The following is a 17,399-nucleotide window of genomic DNA, read 5'->3' on the forward strand; positions in this document are numbered from 1 at the left end:
ATGCGAAAGGGGCGCCGGTGAGGCGCCCTCCGCGGGATCAGCCGAAGACGTACTTGATGACCCGCGCGAATCCGAAGTCAATCACGGTGACGAGACCGATCATGACGACCACGAACACGATCACCACTGCGGTGTACGTAGACAGCTGGCTGCGCGTAGGCCAGACGACCTTGCGGAGCTCGGCGACGATCTGGCGGTAGAACAGCGCGAGACGGCCCAGAGGGCCCTTCTTGCCGCGCTTGCCGCCCTTCCGGGCCTTCTTCTTCGACTCGGGGGCTTCGTCCTCGGCATCAGGCATGTCGATGGAGCCCACGGCGTCCGTCACGCTACTCACCTGATTCCGGGTCGTGGCCGTGCCGCGCCCGGTGGAGCCGCACGGCTGTGCATTGAAGTACGTACATGCGCACACATCCTGGCGAAGGAGTGTGTAGCAGGGCCGGAGGGACTTGAACCCCCAACCGCTGGTTTTGGAGACCAGTGCTCTACCAATTGAGCTACGACCCTTTGTGGTTTCCACCAACCTACCGCATCCTCACCGGCGGGCCGGTCGGGAAAACGGTGCGGCTGATGAAGGCCAACGACAGGTGAGTGTACGTGCTCAGGGCCTCCGCGTCGAACAGACAACTACCGACCGGTCCTGTCCGCATGCTGTCCGACTCCTGTCCGGTCCCTGAAACCCCTGTGCCGTGGGCTTTTCCGGTCTGCGAGCATGGGGGGCATGAGCGCTGCAACTTCTCCGTCCGAGCGCCGGGTCTCGGCCCGCATCGGTGCGATCTCCGAGTCCGCCACCCTCGCCGTCGACGCCAAGGCCAAGGCCCTCAAGGCCGCCGGGCGTCCGGTGATCGGCTTCGGCGCCGGCGAGCCCGACTTCCCGACCCCCGGTTACATCGTGGACGCCGCGATCGAGGCGTGCCGCGACCCGAAGTACCACCGCTACACCCCGGCGGGCGGGCTGCCCGAGCTCAAGGCCGCCATCGCCGCGAAGACGCTGCGCGACTCCGGCTACGAGGTCGACCCGTCCCAGATCCTGGTGACCAACGGGGGCAAGCAGGCCATCTACGAGGCGTTCGCCGCGATCCTCGACCCGGGCGACGAGGTCATCGTCCCCGCCCCGTACTGGACCACCTACCCGGAGTCGATCCGTCTCGCCGGCGGTGTCCCGGTCGAGGTCGTGGCCGACGAGACCACCGGCTACCGGGTCTCGGTCGAGCAGCTCGAGGCGGCGCGGACCGAGCGCACCAAGGTCGTCCTCTTCGTGTCCCCGTCCAACCCGACGGGTGCCGTGTACAGCGAGGCCGAGACCGAGGCGATCGGCCGCTGGGCCGTGGAGCACGGTCTCTGGGTGATGACCGACGAGATCTACGAGCACCTGGTCTACGGTGGCGCGGCCGCCGCCTCGCTCCCCGCGGTCGTGCCCGAGCTGCGTGACCGGTGCGTCGTGGTCAACGGCGTCGCCAAGACCTACGCCATGACCGGCTGGCGGGTCGGCTGGATCATCGGCCCGAAGGACATCGTGAAGGCCGCGACCAACCTTCAGTCGCACGCCACCTCCAACGTCAACAACGTCGCCCAGGCCGCCGCGCTGGCCGCCGTCTCCGGGCCGCTGGACGCGGTCGCCGAGATGCGGACCGCCTTCGACCGCCGCCGCCGGACGATCGTGCGCATGCTCAACGAGATCGACGGCGTGCTCTGCCCGGAGCCCGAGGGCGCGTTCTACGCGTACCCGTCGGTGAAGGCGCTGCTCGGCAAGGAGATCCGCGGCAGGCGCCCGGCGGACTCGGCCGAGCTCGCGGCCCTCATCCTGGACGAGGCCGAGGTCGCCGTGGTGCCGGGCGAGGCGTTCGGCACTCCGGGTTACCTGCGGCTGTCCTACGCCCTGGGCGACGACGACCTCGTCGAGGGCGTCTCCCGGCTCCAGAAGCTGCTGGGCGAGGCCCGCGACTGACGCGCGGCACACGCCCGTCGAGACCGACCCCCGGCTCCGGCCGGGGGTCGTCTTGTTGTTCGAGCGATAACTCACAGGGGGATCCCGCTACCGCGACACCCCTCGCGTGCGGCAAGATCTTCCGATGGAGCGTGACGTACGGCGGTTGCCCAAGGCCCATCTGCACCTGCACTTCACCGGGTCGATGCGGCCCACCACCCTGCTCGAACTGGCGGACAAGTACGGGGTGCATCTCCCCGACGCGCTGACCGGCGGTGAGCCCCCCAGACTGCGGGCCACCGACGAACGCGGCTGGTTCCGTTTCCAGCGCCTCTACGACATCGCCCGGTCCTGCCTGCGCTCGCCGGAGGACATCCAGCGGCTCGTGCGCGAGGCGGCCATGGAGGACGTCGCGGACGGCTCCGGCTGGCTGGAGATCCAGGTCGACCCGACGTCGTACGCCCCGCTGCTCGGCGGGCTGATCCCGGCGATCGAGATCATCCTGGACGCCGTGGACCGCGCGGCGCGCGAGACCGGGCTCGGGATCCGTGTGGTGATCGCGGCGAACCGCATGAAGCATCCGCTGGACGCCCGTACGCTGGCGCGGCTCGCCGTGCGGTACGCGGACCGGGGGGTCGTCGGCTTCGGGCTCTCCAACGACGAGCGCCGCGGGATGGCCCGTGACTTCGACCGTGCCTTCGCCATCGCCCGTGAGGGCGGTCTGCTGGCGGCCCCGCACGGCGGTGAGCTCTCCGGCCCCTCCAGCGTCCGGGACTGCCTGGACGACCTCGACGCGTCCCGGATCGGGCACGGCGTGCGGGCGGCGGAGGATCCGAGGCTGCTGCGCAAGCTCGCCGAGCGGGGGGTGACCTGCGAGGTCTGCCCGGCCTCCAACGTGGCCCTCGGCGTCTACGAGAAGCCCGCCGACGTCCCCCTGCGCACTCTGTTCGACGCGGGCGTGCCGATGGCGCTCGGCGCGGACGACCCGCTGCTGTTCGGTTCCCGGCTGGCCGCGCAGTACGACCTCGTACGCCGCCACCACGGCTTCACCGACGAGGAACTGGCGGAGCTGGCCCGGCAGTCGGTGCGGGGGTCGGTGGCGCCCCTGGACGTGCGGGAGAAGCTGCTGGGCGGCATCGACGCGTGGCTGGCCGGCTGAGGCGCCGGTCCCCCGGGCTTCCCGCGGGCCGGACGCCTACAGGCTGACGCCGACCGTCACCGGTTCGTTGACGAGCGTGACCCCGAAGGCCTCGTGGACCCCGGCGACGACCTCGCGGGCGAGCGCCAGCAGGTCCTCGGTGGTGGCCTCGCCGCGGTTGGTGAGGGCGAGCGTGTGCTTGGTGGAGATGCGCGCGGGGCCCGTGCCGTACCCCTTGGTGAAGCCGGCCCGGTCGATGAGCCAGGCGGCCGAGGTCTTCACGCGCCCGTCGCCCGTGGGGAAGGCCGGGGGCGTGACGCCCGCGCCCAGGCGTTCACCGGCGCGCGCGAGGAAGGCCGCGTGCTCCGCCTCGTCGAGGATCGGGTTGGTGAAGAAGGAGCCCGCCGACCAGGTGTCGTGGTCCTCGGGGTCGAGCACCATGCCCTTGCCGGCCCTCAGCCGGAGGACGGTCCCGGTGGCGGAGGCGGCCGGCACGCGTTCGCCCTGTGCGACGCCCATGGCCTTGGCGGTCTCGGGGTAGCGCAGGGGGGCGGACAGCCCGCCCGCGTCCTCCAGCCCGAAGCGGACGCGGAGCACGACGAAGCGGTCGGGTTCGGCCTTGAAGCGGCTGTGGCGGTACGAGAACGCGCAGACCTCGTTCGGGAGGGTGACCGTCTCCCGGGTGTGCCGGTCGTAGGCGACGACCTCGGTGATGACCGAGGACACCTCCTGCCCGTAGGCACCGACGTTCTGGATCGGCGTCGCCCCGGCGGATCCGGGGATCCCGGCGAGGCACTCGATCCCGGCGAGCCCCGCCTCGACCGTACGGGCCACGGCGTCGGCCCAGACCTCGCCCGCGGCCAGTTCGAGCGCCGTACCGGAGAGTTCGAACCCCTTGGTCGCGATGCGCAGGGCCGTCCCGTCGAAGCCCTTGTCGCCGATGACCAGGTTGGAGCCGCCGCCGATCACCAGGAGCGGGGTGCCGGTGTCGTCGGCCTCGCGCACGGCGGCGATCACCTCCGCGTCCGTGGTCGCCGTCAGGAGGCGGTTGGCCGGGCCGCCGAGGCGGAAGGTGGTCAGGGGGGCGAGGGGGGCGTCGTGGAGTTCCTGCACGGGGACAAGAGTACGGTCCACGGCCCAGGAGCGGGCCATGGACCGTACGTACGGGAAGCGGTCGGGCGGCGGCAGCGGGGCCGCGCCCTCCGGCCGGTGCGGGCGCGCCGTCCCTCCGGGTCCCTCAGGCGAGGCGGACGACGGCGCGGGACATGCCCAGCACCTTCCTGGCGTCGCTCATGACCGTCAGGTCGACCCGTACGAGGTTGTCGTCCAGCTTCGCGGCGACCTTGCCGCTGACCTCGATCAGCGCCCCGGTGCCGTCGTTCGGCACGACCACCGGCTTGGTGAACCGCACGCCGTACTCGACGACCGCGCCCGGGTCGCCGGCCCAGTCGGTGACCACGCGGATGGCCTCGGCCATGGTGAACATGCCGTGCGCGATCACGTCGGGCAGCCCGACCTCGACCGCGAACTTCTCGTTCCAGTGGATCGGGTTGAAGTCTCCGGAGGCGCCCGCGTACTGCACCAGCGTCGCGCGGGTCACCGGGAAGGACCGGGCCGGCAGTTCCGTACCGACCTCGACCGCTCCGTAAGCGACGGTCGCCGTCATCACGCCTCCTCGGCGGCGCGCGCCACCAGCTTCGTCCACGCGGTCACCACGTGTTCACCGGACTCGTCGTGCACCTCGCCGCGGATGTCCAGGATGTCGTTGCCCGCCATCGTCTTGATGGCCTCGATGGTCGAGGTGACCGTCAGCCGGTCCCCCGCCCGCACGGGACGCACATAGGCGAACTTCTGGTCGCCGTGCACCACGCGGCTGTAGTCCAGCCCGAGCTGCGGGTCCTGGATCACCTGGCCCGCGGCCCTGAAGGTGATGGAGAACACGAACGTCGGCGGGGCGATCACGTCCGCGTACCCCAGGGCCTTGGCGGCTTCCGGGTCGGCGTAGACAGGGTTGGTGTCGCCCACCGCCTCCGCGAACTCCCGGATCTTCTCCCGGCCGACCTCGTACGCCGGGGTGGGCGGATAGGTCCGCCCCACGAAGGACTGGTCGAGCGCCATGAGCCCGGTACCTCCTGATGAAATGTCGAATGAGGGGCGAAGTACCACCCGGATCACCGGATAAAACGACACGAGGCCGCCCCCAGTGGGGACGGCCTCGTGTACGAGCCTGTTTCAGCGCGTTTCGCGGTGCGCGGTGTGCGAGTTGCAGCGCGGGCAGTGCTTCTTCATCTCAAGACGGTCCGGGTTGTTACGCCGGTTCTTCTTGGTGATGTAGTTCCGCTCCTTGCACTCCACGCAGGCCAGCGTGATCTTCGGGCGGACGTCGGTGGCAGCCACGTGAGTGCTCCTTGGACGGACGGATGGACGGATGAACGCAAAAAAGAGTAGCCGATCGAAGGACCGACCCCACAATCGGCTACCGTTAGTAGCGGTGACCGGACTTGAACCGGTGACACAGCGATTATGAGCCGCTTGCTCTACCGACTGAGCTACACCGCTTTGATGCCGGGCTTCCCCCGCCGAAGCGGGGTGACCCGATCACCAGAGCCCCAATGCGGAATCGAACCGCAGACCTTCTCCTTACCATGGAGACGCTCTACCGACTGAGCTATTGGGGCGAGCGAGGAAGACATTACACGGTCTCTCGCCGATCGCCCAAATCCGTTTCCGTCGCCCCCGCCAGGGCCTTTCCCGCCCTCGCCGCCACCCCCCTGATCAGGCCCTTGATCAGCACGGATCCCGGCGCGGCGGACCACCTCACGCGGCCTCCCGGCACCGCGGGGCCCGCCCGTCCCACGGGCCACATTCGTACGACTAATTCGCTCCTCCTCGGAGCGGGCATGACCCCCGCCTAGGCTCGCCGCACTCTGCGTGATCTCGCATTCCTTCCAGGAGCGGCGCGATGCCCGAACGTCCCAGTGCCGCGCCCGTGCTCCTCCTCAGCGGGGCGCGGCTCCCGGACGGGCGCACCGTCGACGTGCGGATCGGCGGTCCCCGCATCGAGGAGGTCGGGGCCGCGGGCAGCCTGACCTCCCCGGGGACCCGCCTGGACCTGCGTGGCTACCTGCTGCTGCCGGCCCCCGCCGAGCCCCACGCCCACCCCGGCACCGCGCTGACCGCCATGGCGCAGGACCCGCCGTCCCGGCGGCCCGAGGACGTACGGCGCCGCGCCACGGAGGCCGCGCTGCTCCAGCTCAGCCACGGGGCCACCGCGGTGCGCGCCCATGTGCGCGTCGGCGGCGTACAGGGCCTCGGGCCGCTGGAGGGGGTCCTGGCGGCCCGCCGTTCGCTGCGCGGGCTCACCGAGCTGACCGCCGTGGCCGTGCCGCCGGTGCTCACCGGTGCCGCGGGCGCCGACGGCCTCGCCGCGCTCCGGGACGCCGTGCGGATGGGCGCGGGGGTGATCGGCGGCCGGCCCGACCTCGACCCCGACCCGGCGGGCCACACCGAAGCCGTCCTGGAGCTCGCCGCCGCCCACGGCCGCCCGGTCGACCTGCACACCGACGGCGCCGACCCGGCCGCCCTCGCCCGGCTGGCCGCGCTGGCCGGAGGGTTCCGGCCCGGCGTCTGCCTGAGCCCCTGCGCGGGCCTCTCACGGCTTCCCTACGAGGAGGCGGCCCGGACGGCCGACCGGCTCGCGGCCGCCGCCGTGACGGTGGTCTGCCTCCCCCAGGGGGCCTGCCCCTGCGCCGGGCTCCGGGGGACACCGCCCGTACGGCTGCTGCGCTCCGCCGGGGTGCGGGTGGCGGCGGGCAGCGGCGCGCTGCGCGACCGGACCAACCCGGTCGGCCGGGGGGACCCCCTGGAGGCGGCGTACCTGCTCGCCTCGCAGGAGGGCCTCAGCCCCGAACAGGCCTACGACACCGTCTCCGGCGCCGCGAGGACGGCCCTGGGCCTGCCCGGGGTGCGCGTCGAGGCCGGCTCCCCGGCGGAACTGCTGGCCGTGCGCGGGGACGGCCTGGCGGGGGCGCTCTCCCTCGCGTACAGCAGGATCGTGGTGCACCGCGGACGGGTGGCGGCGCGGACCAGCGCCGTGCGCGAGTACCGCGACTCGGGGGCCGCCGCGTCCGCCCTCGACCTCCCCCGCCAGGGGCGCTCCGATTCCGGCCCCGGCGGCGGGCCTTGAGCGGGAGCGGGCCGCGCGGCGTACGGTCGGAAGCATGCGCATTGTCATTGCAGGTGGACATGGTCAGATCGCGCTGCGGCTGGAGCGGCTGCTCGCCGCGCGCGGTGACGAAGCGGTGGGCGTCATCCGTAATCCGCAGCAGAGCGAGGAGCTGAGGGCGGCGGGTGCGGAGCCCGTCGTCCTTGACCTCGAATCGGCGTCCGTCGAGGAGACGGCGGAGGTCCTGAGGGGCGCCGACGCGGTGGTCTTCGCGGCCGGGGCCGGGCCGGACAGCGGCTCGGCGCGCAAGGACACGGTGGACCGCGGAGCGGCCGTGCTCTTCGCGGACGCGGCGGAGCGGGCGGGCGTACGGCGTTACGTCGTGGTGTCCTCCATGGGCGCCGACCCCGCCCACACCGGCGACGAGGTCTTCGACGTCTACCAGCGGGCCAAGGGCGAGGCGGACGCGTACGTACGTTCCAGGGGCGGTCTGGACTGGACGATCCTGCGCCCCGGGATGCTGACGAACGACGCGGGCACGGGCCAGGTCCTGCTGGCCGCCTCGACCGGCCGGGGTCCGGTTCCCCGCGACGACGTGGCGGCGGTGCTGGTGGAGCTGCTGGACACCCCGGCCACGGCGGGCCTGACGCTGGAGCTGATCAGCGGGAGCAAGCCGGTGACGGTCGCGGTGAAGGACATCGCGGGGAATTGAGCCCCGCCGTCCGGCCGGTACGCACCGGACGGACGGACCGCGGCATACCGGCCTGGTCCGGCCGGCGGGGCCGGGCCGGCCGGCGGGGCCGGGCCGGCCGGCGGGGCCGCGGCGTCGCGGAGTGGTGTGGGTTGCGAGGCGGTACGGGCGGGGCTTTCCGCGGCGCGGCGACGCGGAGCGGTGGGGGCAGCCCGACTCGGGCGCCGGCGGTGCGGGGCGCCTTCACGCGGCGCGAGGCGTTCCGGGCCGCCGGAGCGTTCGCGGGATAGCGTCGGCCGCATGGACGGTGGCCTTGATCGCCGAGGGTGGCTCCCCTGCTTCCTGAGCGGGGCGGTGTTCGCCGTGTGCATGGCGGGCACCACCCTGCCCACGCCTCTCTACAGCCTCTACCAGGACAAGCTCGGCTTCTCCGAGCTGACGGTGACCGTGGTGTACGCCGTGTACGCCTTCGGTGTCATCGGGGTGCTCCTGCTGGCGGGCAACGCCTCCGACGCGGTGGGCAGGCGTCCGGTGCTGCTGTGGGGCCTGGTCTGCGCGGCGGCGAGCGCCGCCTGCTTCCTGTGCGCCACCGCGCTGGGCTGGCTCTACGCGGGACGGCTCCTGTCGGGCCTGTCGGCCGGGCTGTTCACCGGCGCGGCCACGGCGTACGTCATGGAACTGGCGCCGGGAAAGGGCTCCCCCAGGGCCTCGTTCGTCGCGACGGCCGCCAACATGGGCGGCCTGGGCTGCGGTCCGCTGCTCGCCGGGATCCTCGCGCAGTACGCCCCCTGGCCGCTGTACCTGCCCTTCGTCGTGCACCTGGCGCTGCTGGCCGTCTCGGCGGCCGTCCTGCTCGGCCTGCGGGAGACCGTGGCCGAGCGGCGGCCCCTGAGCACCGTGCGCCCTCAGCGGCCCGGTCTGCCGCCCGAGGTCCGCGCGGCGTTCCGGCCTGCGGCGCTCGCCTCCTTCGTGGGGTTCGCGCTGTTCGGGGTGTTCACCTCGGTCAGCCCGGCGTTCCTCTCCGAGTTCCTGGACGTGGACAACCGCGCGGTGAGCGGGCTGATCGTGGCGCTGGCGTTCTTCGCCTCGATCGCCGGGCAGTCGGCGGTCGGCCGGATCGGCGAACGGCGCTCGCTGCCGCTGGGCTGCGCGGGCCTCCTCGGCGGGCTGGCGCTGCTGGCGGCCGCCCTGTGGTGGCAGGTGCTGCCCCTGGTCGTACTGAGCGCGCTCCTCGGAGGCGCGGGCCAGGGCCTGGCCTTCCGGGCGGCCCTGTCCCAGGTGGCGGCGGCGTCGCCCCCGGACCGCCGGGCGGCGGTGATCTCGACGCTGTTCGTGGTGGCGTACGCGGGCATCTCACTGCCGGTGATCGGCGTGGGCATCCTCACGGGCCACATCGGCCTCCGGGACGCGGGGCTGGTCTTCATCGCGTGCATGGCGGTCCTGGTGGCGTGCGCGGGCGTCTATCTGCTGCGGCGCCCCTCGGGTACCGGAACGCTGGCTGCCCGGAGGGCGGACGGGCGCCGTTCCCGCTGATCAGGGCGGGTTCCACGCGCGAAGCACGCAGGGGCTCGGAGCCTGCGGAACGCTGTCCTGCCGCCACCGGTGAGGGCGGGGTCCCGCCCTGCCGGGTCCGGCACCCTCCGCTCATCATCTCTCCGCTCCACGGAATGCTGTTCGACCAAGCACTCTTGACCACCGTGCACTTTGCATCGCAAAGTTAGCCCGAGGGAGCCGCTGACCGGTCGCTCCCTGCCGGCGCTGCTGAAGCGCGACCGCAAGGGGGACATCGTGGGAACACCATCACCGGACAGCACGGGAGTCGGACCGGCGGCGCGAGCAGCCGACCTGCTGGCGGGAGCGGAGGGCCTGCGGGCCAGAACCCGTGCGCAGATGGACGGCGCGTGGGCATCCCTTCTCGGCTTCGGGCTTCTCGGGCTGGCGGCCGCCCCGATGGCCCTGCACGCCTTCGGCTTCGGAGCCCACCGCCGCAGCATCAGGTCGTATTCGGCTCTCGCCTACGCCGAATGGACCGGCCTGTGCGTCGTTCACGAACCGGGGACCCCCTGCCGGGCGGGCGAGTTCGACGGCGCCACCCTGCGGTTCGTGGCGTGGGGCGTGTGGTTCGCGCTCCTCCCCCTGGCGTGGTTCCTCTTCGCCCGCTGGTACCGCCTGCGTGGCGAATCCCGGGGCGTGGTCCCCCGGCGGGGCGCATGGCTCCGAACGACGGGCATCACGACCGTGGCGATCACGGCCGTCCTGCTGGTGCTGATCTTCGGCAGGAACCAGCCGTGGGAAGCCGCGGTGCTGGAGAACCGCTACGCCTCTCCCTGGTACGTGGTCGGGATCGGACTCATCGCCCTCGGTGTGACCGAACGCAGGTGGATCGCCGCCGCCGCCGGCGCCGCTCACGCCCTGCTGCTCACCGGCTACTTCAGCGCCCCCTGGGGAAGCGGATGGCTCCCCTGGCAACATCCGGCCCACCCCGGCTGGTCCGACGGTCCCCAGTTCAAGGCACTGCTGCTCGCCGCCGTCCTGCTCCTCGCCGGACTGGCCGAGTGGGCGACGGCCCGCCGCCGGGCCGCGTCCGGTCCCGTGGATACGGGTACGGTTGCCGCATGAGTGTCGGGGGTTCGGCCGCTACGGGGGATGACCAGGAAGGACTTCATCCCACCCAGTCGCTGGACGACACCGTCCACCAGCGGGTGCGGCTCGGGGTCCTCACCATCGCCCGGGAAGCCGATCGGGTCGAGTTCGGCTTCCTGAAGAAGCAGTTGGCCGTCACGGACGGAAACCTCTCACGGCATCTGCGGGTGCTGGAGGAATCGGGTCTGATCACCGTGGAGAAGGGCTACGCAGGCAGGCGTCCCCGGACGTGGGTCGCCCTCACCCGCGAAGGTGCCAGGGCTCTGGACGTCGAACTGCGGGCCCTGTGCGCACTCGTCCTCCGCCTGGAAGGCCATCACCCGGCTCCTGGTCCGTCCAGCACATCGACCATCGGCGCGGGAGCGGACCCGGCCGTCCCGCCGGAGGCGGGATCGGGCTGAGACATCGCGGGCGGCCGGGACCGCGCCTCACGCCTCCACACACGCAGAAACCCCGCCCGACCTGCGGCTAAAGCAGGTCGGACGGGGTTTCCCGTCCTGTGGCGGCGCCAGGGTTCGAACCTGGGTAGGCTGAGCCGGCAGATTTACAGTCTGCTCCCTTTGGCCACTCGGGCACACCGCCTGGAACTGCGCCTCGGGTCCGGTTTCAGGCCCTTGGCGACGACGTAAACGATACCTGATGCCCAGGGGTGCTACGCCACCCGGTTGATCAGCGCCGGGTGCGGGCGCGGGTGGCTAGGCTTTGTGCCGTACCCCAACGCATACGACGCAAGGAGCCACACGTCATGGCCGACTCCAGTTTCGACATCGTCTCGAAGGTCGAGCGGCAGGAGGTCGACAACGCCCTCAACCAGGCCGCGAAGGAGATCTCCCAGCGCTACGACTTCAAGGGCACGGGCGCGTCGATCTCCTGGTCCGGCGAGAAGATCCTGATGGAGGCGAACGGCGAGGAGCGGGTCAAGGCCATCCTCGACATCTTCCAGTCCAAGCTGATCAAGCGTGGGATCTCCCTGAAGTCGCTGGACGCGGGTGAGCCACAGCTTTCCGGCAAGGAGTACAAGATCTTCGCCACGATCGAGGAGGGCATCTCCCAGGAGAACGCCAAGAAGGTGGCGAAGATCATCCGCGATGAGGGCCCGAAGGGCGTCAAGGCGCAGGTCCAGGGCGAGGAGCTGCGGGTCAGCTCCAAGAGCCGGGACGACCTCCAGGCGGTGCAGGCGCTGATCAAGGGCAAGGACCTCGACTTCGCGGTGCAGTTCGCCAACTACCGGTAGACGGTTCGCTGCCGTGTGCAGCGGGTCTCGGGCGGGGCGGGGCGTGCCGGTGGGCACGGCCCGCCCCGTTGCCGTTTCCGCGGGGGCGGAGGGGGCGTGGTTCAGCGGCGGTCGCGGGAGTTGCCGAAGAGCAGCCGGTAGGCGATCAGCAGGACGAGGGATCCCGCGATGGCGGCGATCCAGGTGGCCGTGTCGTAGAAGTCGGTGTTGATGGGCCGGTCCAGGAACTGGGACGACAGCCAGCCGCCCAGGAACGCGCCCACGATGCCGATGAGGGTGGTGCCGATGATGCCGCCGGGGTCGCGGCCCGGCAGGAGGAGTTTGGCTATGGCTCCGGCCAGCAGCCCGAGGATGATCCAACTGATGATGCTCATGTTCGCGTTCCTACCCGTCACTTGTTCCTGCAAGCCAAGACGCACGGGGGGACGGGTACGGTTGCCGGCCGGGCCGCCCGGCTAGCGGGTCGCGAACGGCTGGTCCGTGCGGACGATCTCCTTGCCGAAGGGCATCAGCGAGACCGGGATGAGCTTGAAGTTCGCGATGCCCAGCGGGATGCCGATGATCGTGACGCACAGGGCGATGCCGGTGAGGATGTGGCCGAGCGCGAGCCACCAGCCGGCCAGGATCACCCAGAGGACGTTGCCGATGAGCGAGGCCCCTCCGGCGTCGTGGCGGTCGACGACGGTGTAGCCGAAGGGCCAGAGGGCGTAGACGCCGATGCGGAACGCGGCCACGCCGAAGGGGATGCCGATGATCGTGATGCAGAGCAGGAGCCCTGCGGCGATGTAGCCGAGGAACATCCAGAGTCCGCACAGGATCAGCCATATGACGTTCAGGATTGTCTTCACGGTCGATACCCTGCCATCTGCTCGAGTCGGGAGATGCGTTCGGCCATGGGCGGGTGGGTGGAGAACATCTTGGACATGCCCTGACCGGGACGGAACGGGTTCGCGATCATCATGTGGCTCGCGGTCTCGATCCGGGGTTCGGGTGGGAGCGGAAGCTGTCTGGTGCCGGCGTCGAGCTTGCGCAGGGCGGACGCCAGGGCGAGCGGGTCGCCGGTGAGCTGGGCCCCGGACGCGTCGGCCTGGTACTCGCGGGAGCGGCTCACGGCGAGCTGGATCACGGAGGCGGCGAGCGGGCCCAGGATCATGATCAGGAGCATCCCGAGGATGCCCGGGCCCTCGTCGTCGTCGGACCGGCCGACGGGGATGAGCCACGCGAAGTTGACCAGGAACATGACGACCGAGGCGAGGGCGCCCGCGACGGACGAGATGAGGATGTCGCGGTTGTAGACATGGCTCAGCTCGTGGCCCAGGACGCCGCGCAGCTCCCGCTCGTCCAGGATCTGGAGGATCCCCTCGGTGCAGCACACGGCGGCGTTGCGCGGGTTGCGGCCGGTGGCGAAGGCGTTGGGGGCCTGGGTCGGAGAGATGTAGAGCCGGGGCATGGGCTGGCGCGCGGCGGTGGAGAGCTCGCGGACGGTGCGGTAGAGCTGCGGCGCCTCGAATTCGCTGACCGGGCGTGCCCTCATCGCGCGCAGGGCGAGCTTGTCGCTGTTCCAGTACGCGTAGGCGTTGGTGGCGAGCGCGACGAGGAGGGCCACGATCAGGCCGGTCCGTCCGAAGAAGCTGCCGATGACGAGGATGAGGGCCGAGAGGCCCCCGAGGAGTACAGCGGTTCTCAGCCCGTTGTGCCGGCGGTGCACGGTACGCCCTCCTAAGTGGTGCAGCAGGGGAACCCTTGCTCGGTGGTGCTCCACTTTCCAGTGGAGCCTCCCGTACTGGTCAACGCGAGGCGAAGGGAGCTAGTTCCCTTGTGCGAGGTGGCCACGGGCACAGGCAGAAGGGGCGGATCCGGTCGGATCCGCCCCTGGGCCGTACGGGTGGCCTGCCGCGCCCGGGCCGGTGACGGCCCGCGGCAGCGGGTCAGCGCTGGGCGGGGAGCCCGGCGAGCGCGCGGGCTTCCGCGTCGGGTTCGACGTCGCTGGTGCAGTGGGCGCAGCGGGTGGCGACGGCGGGGATCTCGGTGAAGCAGCGGGGGCAGTCGCGGAGCGCGGCCTTGATGTCCGCCTTCTCCTCCTCCGCCTTGGCGGTGAAGCGGTTCTGGACCTTGGCCATGGGCACGACGACCAGGAAGTAGAGGACGGCGGCGGTGATGAGGAAGGCGATGGCGGCGCTGATGAAGAGGCCGTAGGGGAAGATCGCGCCGTCGACGGTGAAGGTGGCCTTGCTGAAGTCCCCGGTTCCGCGGGTGAAGAGGCCGATCAGCGGCACGATGAACGCGTTGCTGAAGCCGGTGACCACGGCGGTGAAGGCCGCTCCGACGGCGAGGCCGATGGCCATCGAGATGACGTTCCCGCGGAGGATGAAGTCCTTGAACCCGTTCAGCACCGCTCTGGCTCCTCTGTGCTCTTCTTGCGTGCTCGTCCTGCGCGCTTCGTTGCGTGACGCGTGCACGCATGACCATGCCCTGTGCGTGGCTCCACGGGCAAGCCGGTCGGTGGGCGTCAGAAGAGGCTGACGGCCGCGAAGCGGAGGATGAGCTGGGGGGCACCGGACAGTGTGATTCCGGCTACTGCGGTGAGGGCGATCGCCACGGTGAGCGGGGCGGGGACGCGGTGCGCGGGTGCCGGGGGCGCCGCCTCGGCTGCGCTGTCCGGCTCCGGTGCCCGGAAGAGCGCGGCGGTCCACCGAAGGTAGTAGTAGAGCGCGATCACGACGTTGACGGCCATCACGACGGCGAGCCAGCCGAGTCCGGCGTCGACCGCCGCCGAGAAGACGGTGACCTTGGCGAACAGGCCGATGATGCCGGGGGGCAGGCCCGCCAGGCAGAGCAGGAAGAAGCCCAGGGCGAGGGCGGCCAGGGGGCGGGTGGCGTACAGGCCGCGGTAGTCGCCGAGGCGGTTGCCGGGGTGGGTGCGGGCGACGAGGGCGGCGACCGCGAAGGCCCCGAGGTTCACCACGGCGTACATCAGGGCGTAGGCGACGGTGGAGCCGATCTGCTCGTCGCTGGAGTACGCGGCGGCGGCGATCGGGACCAGGAGGTAGCCGGCCTGGCCGACGGACGACCAGGCCAGGAGGCGTACGGCGCTGCGGGCGCGGGTGGCGGTCTGCCGGAGTGCGGCGAGGTTGCCGACGGTCATGGTGAGCGCGGCGAGGAAGGCCAGCGCGGGGCCCCAGACGTCGGCGTACGAGGGGAAGCCGATCACGGTGACGAGGACGAGGCCGGAGAAGCCGACCGCCTTGCCGACGACCGAGAGGTAGGCGGCGATGGGCAGGGGGGCTCCGACGTAGGTGTCGGGGACCCAGAAGTGGAACGGTGCCGCGGCCGTCTTGAAGGCGAAGCCGACGAGGGTGAGGACGACGCCGGCCCGGGCGAGGGTGGTGAGGGGGCCGGGGACGTCGTCGAGGCGGGCGGCGATCTCGGTGAGGTGCATGGTGCCGGTGGCCGCGTAGACGAAGCTGACGCCGAGGAGCATGACGGCGGTGGCGACCACGGACGAGAGGAAGAACTTCAGGGCCGCCTCGGAGGAGCGGCGGTCTCCGCGTTTGATGCCGACGAGGGCGAACGCGGGCAGCGAGGCGACTTCGAGGGCGACGACGAGGGTGGCGAGGTCCCGGGCGGCGGGCAGCAGGGTGGCCCCCGCGGCGGAGGACAGCAGCAGGAACCAGAACTCGCCCGCGGGGAGCTTGCGGGTGTCGCCGAGGGAGAGCAGCGCGGTGAGCAGGGCTCCGCCGAGCACGAGGGCCTGGATGACGAGCGCGAAGTGGTCGGCGGTGTAGCTGCAGGCGTGGGACCCGTCGGTGAGGCAGAAGGTGGAGCGGTCCCCTGCGCGCAGCGGGAGGAGGGGCGCGAGGGCGGCCACGAGCCCGGCGACGGCCCCGTAGCCGAGGAGCGGCTTGTGCCGCTCGGCGACGAAGAGGTCGGCCACGAGGACGAGCAGGGCCACGGCCGCCGTGATGACGGGGGGTGCGATCGCGAGCCAGTCGACGGACTGGACGAGGCTCGCCGCCCCGGTTGCGCTGTCGGCTGCCACGGTCACGACTTGCCTCCTGCGAGGAGCTTCTGCACGGCCGGGTCGGTGAGGCCGAGGAGGACGGCGGGCCAGAGGCCGGCGAGGACGGTCAGGGCGGCGAGCGGCGTCCAGGCGGCGAACTCGTGGCGCTGGATGTCGGCGACCGGGTGCGGCTGCTCACGGGGTTCGCCCATGCAGACGCGGCGTACGACGAGGAGCATGTACGCGGCCGTGAGCAGGGTGCCGAGGGCGCCGATGGACATGAAGGTGAGGAAGGCGGGGCGGCTGAGCCCTTCGGCGGGGTCGAAGGCGCCGAACAGCGTGAGCATCTCGCCCCAGAATCCGGCGAGGCCGGGCAGTCCGAGCGAGGCGACGGCCGCGAAGGCGAGGAGGCCTCCGAGCCGGGGGGCGGCGCCGTAGAGGGCGGCCCCCGTGGCCCCGGACAGGGTGTCCAGGTCGGCCGTGCCGTAGCGGTCCTTGATGGCTCCGACCAGGAAGAACAGCAGGCCGGTGATGAGGCCGTGGGCGATGTTCGCGAAGAGCGCGCCGTTGACTCCGGTGGGGGTCATGGTGGCGATGCCGAGGAGCACGAAGCCCATGTGGCCCACGGAGGAGTACGCGATCAGGCGCTTCAGGTCGCCCTTGGCGCCGGGGCGGACGAGGGCGAGGCAGGCGAGGGAGCCGTAGACGATCCCGACGACGGCGAACGCGGCGAGGTAGGGCGCGAAGGTCTGCATCCCGTCGGGGGTGGCGGGCAGCAGGATGCGGACGAACCCGTACGTACCCATCTTCAGCAGGACGCCGGCGAGGAGGACGGAGCCGACGGTCGGGGCCGCCGTGTGGGCGTCGGGCAGCCAGCTGTGCAGGGGCCACATCGGGGTCTTCACCGCGAGGCCGATCCCGACGGCCAGTACGGCGATGACCTGCACCGATGTGGTGAGGCCGCGGCCGTTGTCAGTGGCGAGTGCCACCATGTCGAAGGTGCCGCCGTTCAGCCCGATGACGAGCAGCCCGAGCAGCATGATCACGGAGCCGAGCAGCGTGTACAGGATGAACTTCCAGGCTGCGGGCTGCTTCCGGTCGCCGCCCCAGCGGGCGATCAGGAAGTACATCGGGATGAGGACCATCTCGAAGGCCAGGAAGAACAGCAGCAGGTCGAGGACGGCGAAGGTCGCGAGGGTGCCGGACTCGAGGAGGAGGACGAGAGCGACGAAGGCCTTCGGGGAGGGGCCCGCGGGGGGCTTGAAGTAGCTGTGGAGCGCGCAGAGGAAGGTCAGCAGCGCGGTCAGCACGAGAAGGGGGAGCGAGATGCCGTCGGTACCGAGGTGGATCCGGACGTCCAGTGCCGGGATCCAGCTGATGTCCGTGGTGGCCTGCATCCTCGACGGGTGGCCGTGGTCGAATCCCGCGGCGAGGACGAGCGCGGCGAGGAGGACGGCGCCGGTGACGGTCACGCCGTGGCGGAGCACGGCCTGGTCGGGGTTCCTGCCCTTGAGCCCGGGAGGGGCGGGCAGGAGCGCGGCGGCCGCGCCGAGGAGCGGGGCGACGACGATGAACGCCAGAAGGAACTGCATCACGGATGCGCT

General features: G+C 71.5%; 19 protein-coding genes, 4 tRNA genes and 1 pseudogene. 8 read left to right on the forward strand and 16 right to left on the reverse strand.

The window, feature by feature from the left end:
* Nucleotides 1-37: 37 nt before the first annotated feature.
* Nucleotides 38-325: a preprotein translocase subunit SecE gene (secE, locus tag ACFVS9_RS20140; protein ID WP_015578365.1), complete on the reverse strand. Its 288-nt coding sequence runs from the start codon at nt 323-325 to the stop codon at nt 38-40.
* Between the two features lie 106 nt (nt 326-431).
* Nucleotides 432-504 (reverse strand) — tRNA-Trp (locus tag ACFVS9_RS20145).
* A 214-nt stretch (nt 505-718) separates the two neighbouring features.
* Here ACFVS9_RS20145 and ACFVS9_RS20150 point away from each other — a divergent pair.
* Nucleotides 719-1,945, forward strand: coding sequence for a pyridoxal phosphate-dependent aminotransferase (locus ACFVS9_RS20150; RefSeq protein WP_383117066.1), 1,227 nt, complete (start codon nt 719-721; stop codon nt 1,943-1,945).
* Between the two features lie 124 nt (nt 1,946-2,069).
* Nucleotides 2,070-3,083 (forward strand): adenosine deaminase, encoded by a 1,014-nt coding sequence (locus ACFVS9_RS20155; protein ID WP_383117067.1) that lies wholly within the window; start codon nt 2,070-2,072, stop codon nt 3,081-3,083.
* A gap of 36 nt (nt 3,084-3,119) precedes the next feature.
* Here the strand turns inward: ACFVS9_RS20155 and ACFVS9_RS20160 are convergent, their stop codons facing one another.
* From ACFVS9_RS20160 to ACFVS9_RS20190, 7 genes and pseudogenes are all read right to left on the reverse strand, one after another.
* Nucleotides 3,120-4,175, reverse strand: coding sequence for a UDP-N-acetylmuramate dehydrogenase (locus tag ACFVS9_RS20160; RefSeq protein ID WP_389934049.1), 1,056 nt, complete (start codon nt 4,173-4,175; stop codon nt 3,120-3,122).
* Nucleotides 4,176-4,299: 124 nt separating this feature from the next.
* A complete protein-coding gene (locus ACFVS9_RS20165; protein ID WP_389934052.1) occupies nt 4,300-4,728 on the reverse strand; it encodes a MaoC family dehydratase in 429 nt (142 codons plus the stop codon).
* Complete coding sequence (locus tag ACFVS9_RS20170; protein ID WP_383117069.1) at nt 4,728-5,180, reverse strand: MaoC family dehydratase N-terminal domain-containing protein; 453 nt, start codon at nt 5,178-5,180, stop codon at nt 4,728-4,730. The genes ACFVS9_RS20165 and ACFVS9_RS20170 overlap by 1 nt, the downstream gene beginning before the upstream one ends.
* A 114-nt stretch (nt 5,181-5,294) precedes the next feature.
* The gene (gene rpmG / locus ACFVS9_RS20175; protein ID WP_003956487.1) at nt 5,295-5,459 is read right to left on the reverse strand and encodes a 50S ribosomal protein L33; all 165 of its coding nucleotides are present in this window, start codon (nt 5,457-5,459) and stop codon (nt 5,295-5,297) included.
* 89 nt (nt 5,460-5,548) lie between these two features.
* A tRNA-Met gene (locus ACFVS9_RS20180) sits at nt 5,549-5,621 on the reverse strand.
* A gap of 46 nt (nt 5,622-5,667) precedes the next feature.
* Nucleotides 5,668-5,740 (reverse strand) — tRNA-Thr (locus tag ACFVS9_RS20185).
* Nucleotides 5,703-5,813 (reverse strand): annotated as a pseudogene (locus ACFVS9_RS20190) (hypothetical protein); the annotation flags it as partial. The pseudogene ACFVS9_RS20190 and the gene ACFVS9_RS20185, both read right to left, overlap by 38 nt.
* 211 nt (nt 5,814-6,024) lie before the next feature.
* Between ACFVS9_RS20190 and ACFVS9_RS20195 the strand changes: the two are divergent.
* From ACFVS9_RS20195 to ACFVS9_RS20215, 5 genes are all read left to right on the forward strand, one after another.
* Nucleotides 6,025-7,248, forward strand: coding sequence for an amidohydrolase family protein (locus ACFVS9_RS20195; RefSeq protein ID WP_389934055.1), 1,224 nt, complete (start codon nt 6,025-6,027; stop codon nt 7,246-7,248).
* Between the two features lie 34 nt (nt 7,249-7,282).
* Nucleotides 7,283-7,939, forward strand: coding sequence for an SDR family oxidoreductase (locus tag ACFVS9_RS20200; protein WP_383117071.1), 657 nt, complete (start codon nt 7,283-7,285; stop codon nt 7,937-7,939).
* Nucleotides 7,940-8,218: 279 nt separating this feature from the next.
* Nucleotides 8,219-9,451 carry an MFS transporter gene (locus tag ACFVS9_RS20205; RefSeq protein ID WP_389934058.1) on the forward strand — a complete coding sequence of 411 codons (1,233 nt, stop codon included), beginning with the start codon at nt 8,219-8,221 and terminating at the stop codon, nt 9,449-9,451.
* A gap of 255 nt (nt 9,452-9,706) precedes the next feature.
* Nucleotides 9,707-10,537: a hypothetical protein gene (locus tag ACFVS9_RS20210; RefSeq protein WP_389934060.1), complete on the forward strand. Its 831-nt coding sequence runs from the start codon at nt 9,707-9,709 to the stop codon at nt 10,535-10,537.
* Nucleotides 10,534-10,962 carry a winged helix-turn-helix domain-containing protein gene (locus tag ACFVS9_RS20215; protein WP_389934063.1) on the forward strand — a complete coding sequence of 143 codons (429 nt, stop codon included), beginning with the start codon at nt 10,534-10,536 and terminating at the stop codon, nt 10,960-10,962. The genes ACFVS9_RS20210 and ACFVS9_RS20215 overlap by 4 nt, the downstream gene beginning before the upstream one ends.
* A gap of 99 nt (nt 10,963-11,061) precedes the next feature.
* Here ACFVS9_RS20215 and ACFVS9_RS20220 read toward each other — a convergent pair.
* Nucleotides 11,062-11,143 (reverse strand) — tRNA-Tyr (locus ACFVS9_RS20220).
* Nucleotides 11,144-11,306: 163 nt separating this feature from the next.
* Between ACFVS9_RS20220 and ACFVS9_RS20225 the strand changes: the two genes are divergently transcribed.
* The gene (locus ACFVS9_RS20225) at nt 11,307-11,795 is read left to right on the forward strand and encodes a YajQ family cyclic di-GMP-binding protein (protein ID WP_014154639.1); all 489 of its coding nucleotides are present in this window, start codon (nt 11,307-11,309) and stop codon (nt 11,793-11,795) included.
* Between the two features lie 101 nt (nt 11,796-11,896).
* Here ACFVS9_RS20225 and ACFVS9_RS20230 read toward each other — a convergent pair whose 3' ends face one another.
* The 6 genes from ACFVS9_RS20230 to ACFVS9_RS20255 all read right to left on the reverse strand — a co-directional run bounded on the left by ACFVS9_RS20230 (nt 11,897) and on the right by ACFVS9_RS20255 (nt 17,387).
* Nucleotides 11,897-12,169, reverse strand: coding sequence for a GlsB/YeaQ/YmgE family stress response membrane protein (locus tag ACFVS9_RS20230; protein ID WP_383117076.1), 273 nt, complete (start codon nt 12,167-12,169; stop codon nt 11,897-11,899).
* An 81-nt stretch (nt 12,170-12,250) separates the two neighbouring features.
* Complete coding sequence (locus tag ACFVS9_RS20235; protein WP_383117077.1) at nt 12,251-12,643, reverse strand: YccF domain-containing protein; 393 nt, start codon at nt 12,641-12,643, stop codon at nt 12,251-12,253.
* On the reverse strand, nt 12,640-13,503 hold the full coding sequence (gene htpX, locus ACFVS9_RS20240) for a zinc metalloprotease HtpX (RefSeq protein ID WP_383117078.1): 864 nt from the start codon (nt 13,501-13,503) through the stop codon (nt 12,640-12,642). Before htpX ends, ACFVS9_RS20235 begins: the two co-directional genes overlap by 4 nt.
* 220 nt (nt 13,504-13,723) lie before the next feature.
* Nucleotides 13,724-14,188 (reverse strand): large conductance mechanosensitive channel protein MscL, encoded by a 465-nt coding sequence (mscL, locus tag ACFVS9_RS20245; protein WP_383117079.1) that lies wholly within the window; start codon nt 14,186-14,188, stop codon nt 13,724-13,726.
* A gap of 116 nt (nt 14,189-14,304) precedes the next feature.
* Nucleotides 14,305-15,840: an NADH-quinone oxidoreductase subunit N gene (locus tag ACFVS9_RS20250; protein WP_389934070.1), complete on the reverse strand. Its 1,536-nt coding sequence runs from the start codon at nt 15,838-15,840 to the stop codon at nt 14,305-14,307.
* A complete protein-coding gene (locus ACFVS9_RS20255; protein WP_389934099.1) occupies nt 15,837-17,387 on the reverse strand; it encodes a NuoM family protein in 1,551 nt (516 codons plus the stop codon). The genes ACFVS9_RS20250 and ACFVS9_RS20255 overlap by 4 nt, the downstream gene beginning before the upstream one ends.
* Between the last annotated feature and the right edge of the window lie 12 nt (nt 17,388-17,399).

The sequence above is a fragment of the Streptomyces sp. NPDC058008 genome (genome assembly GCF_042886395.1).
Lineage (GTDB): Bacteria > Actinomycetota > Actinomycetes > Streptomycetales > Streptomycetaceae > Streptomyces.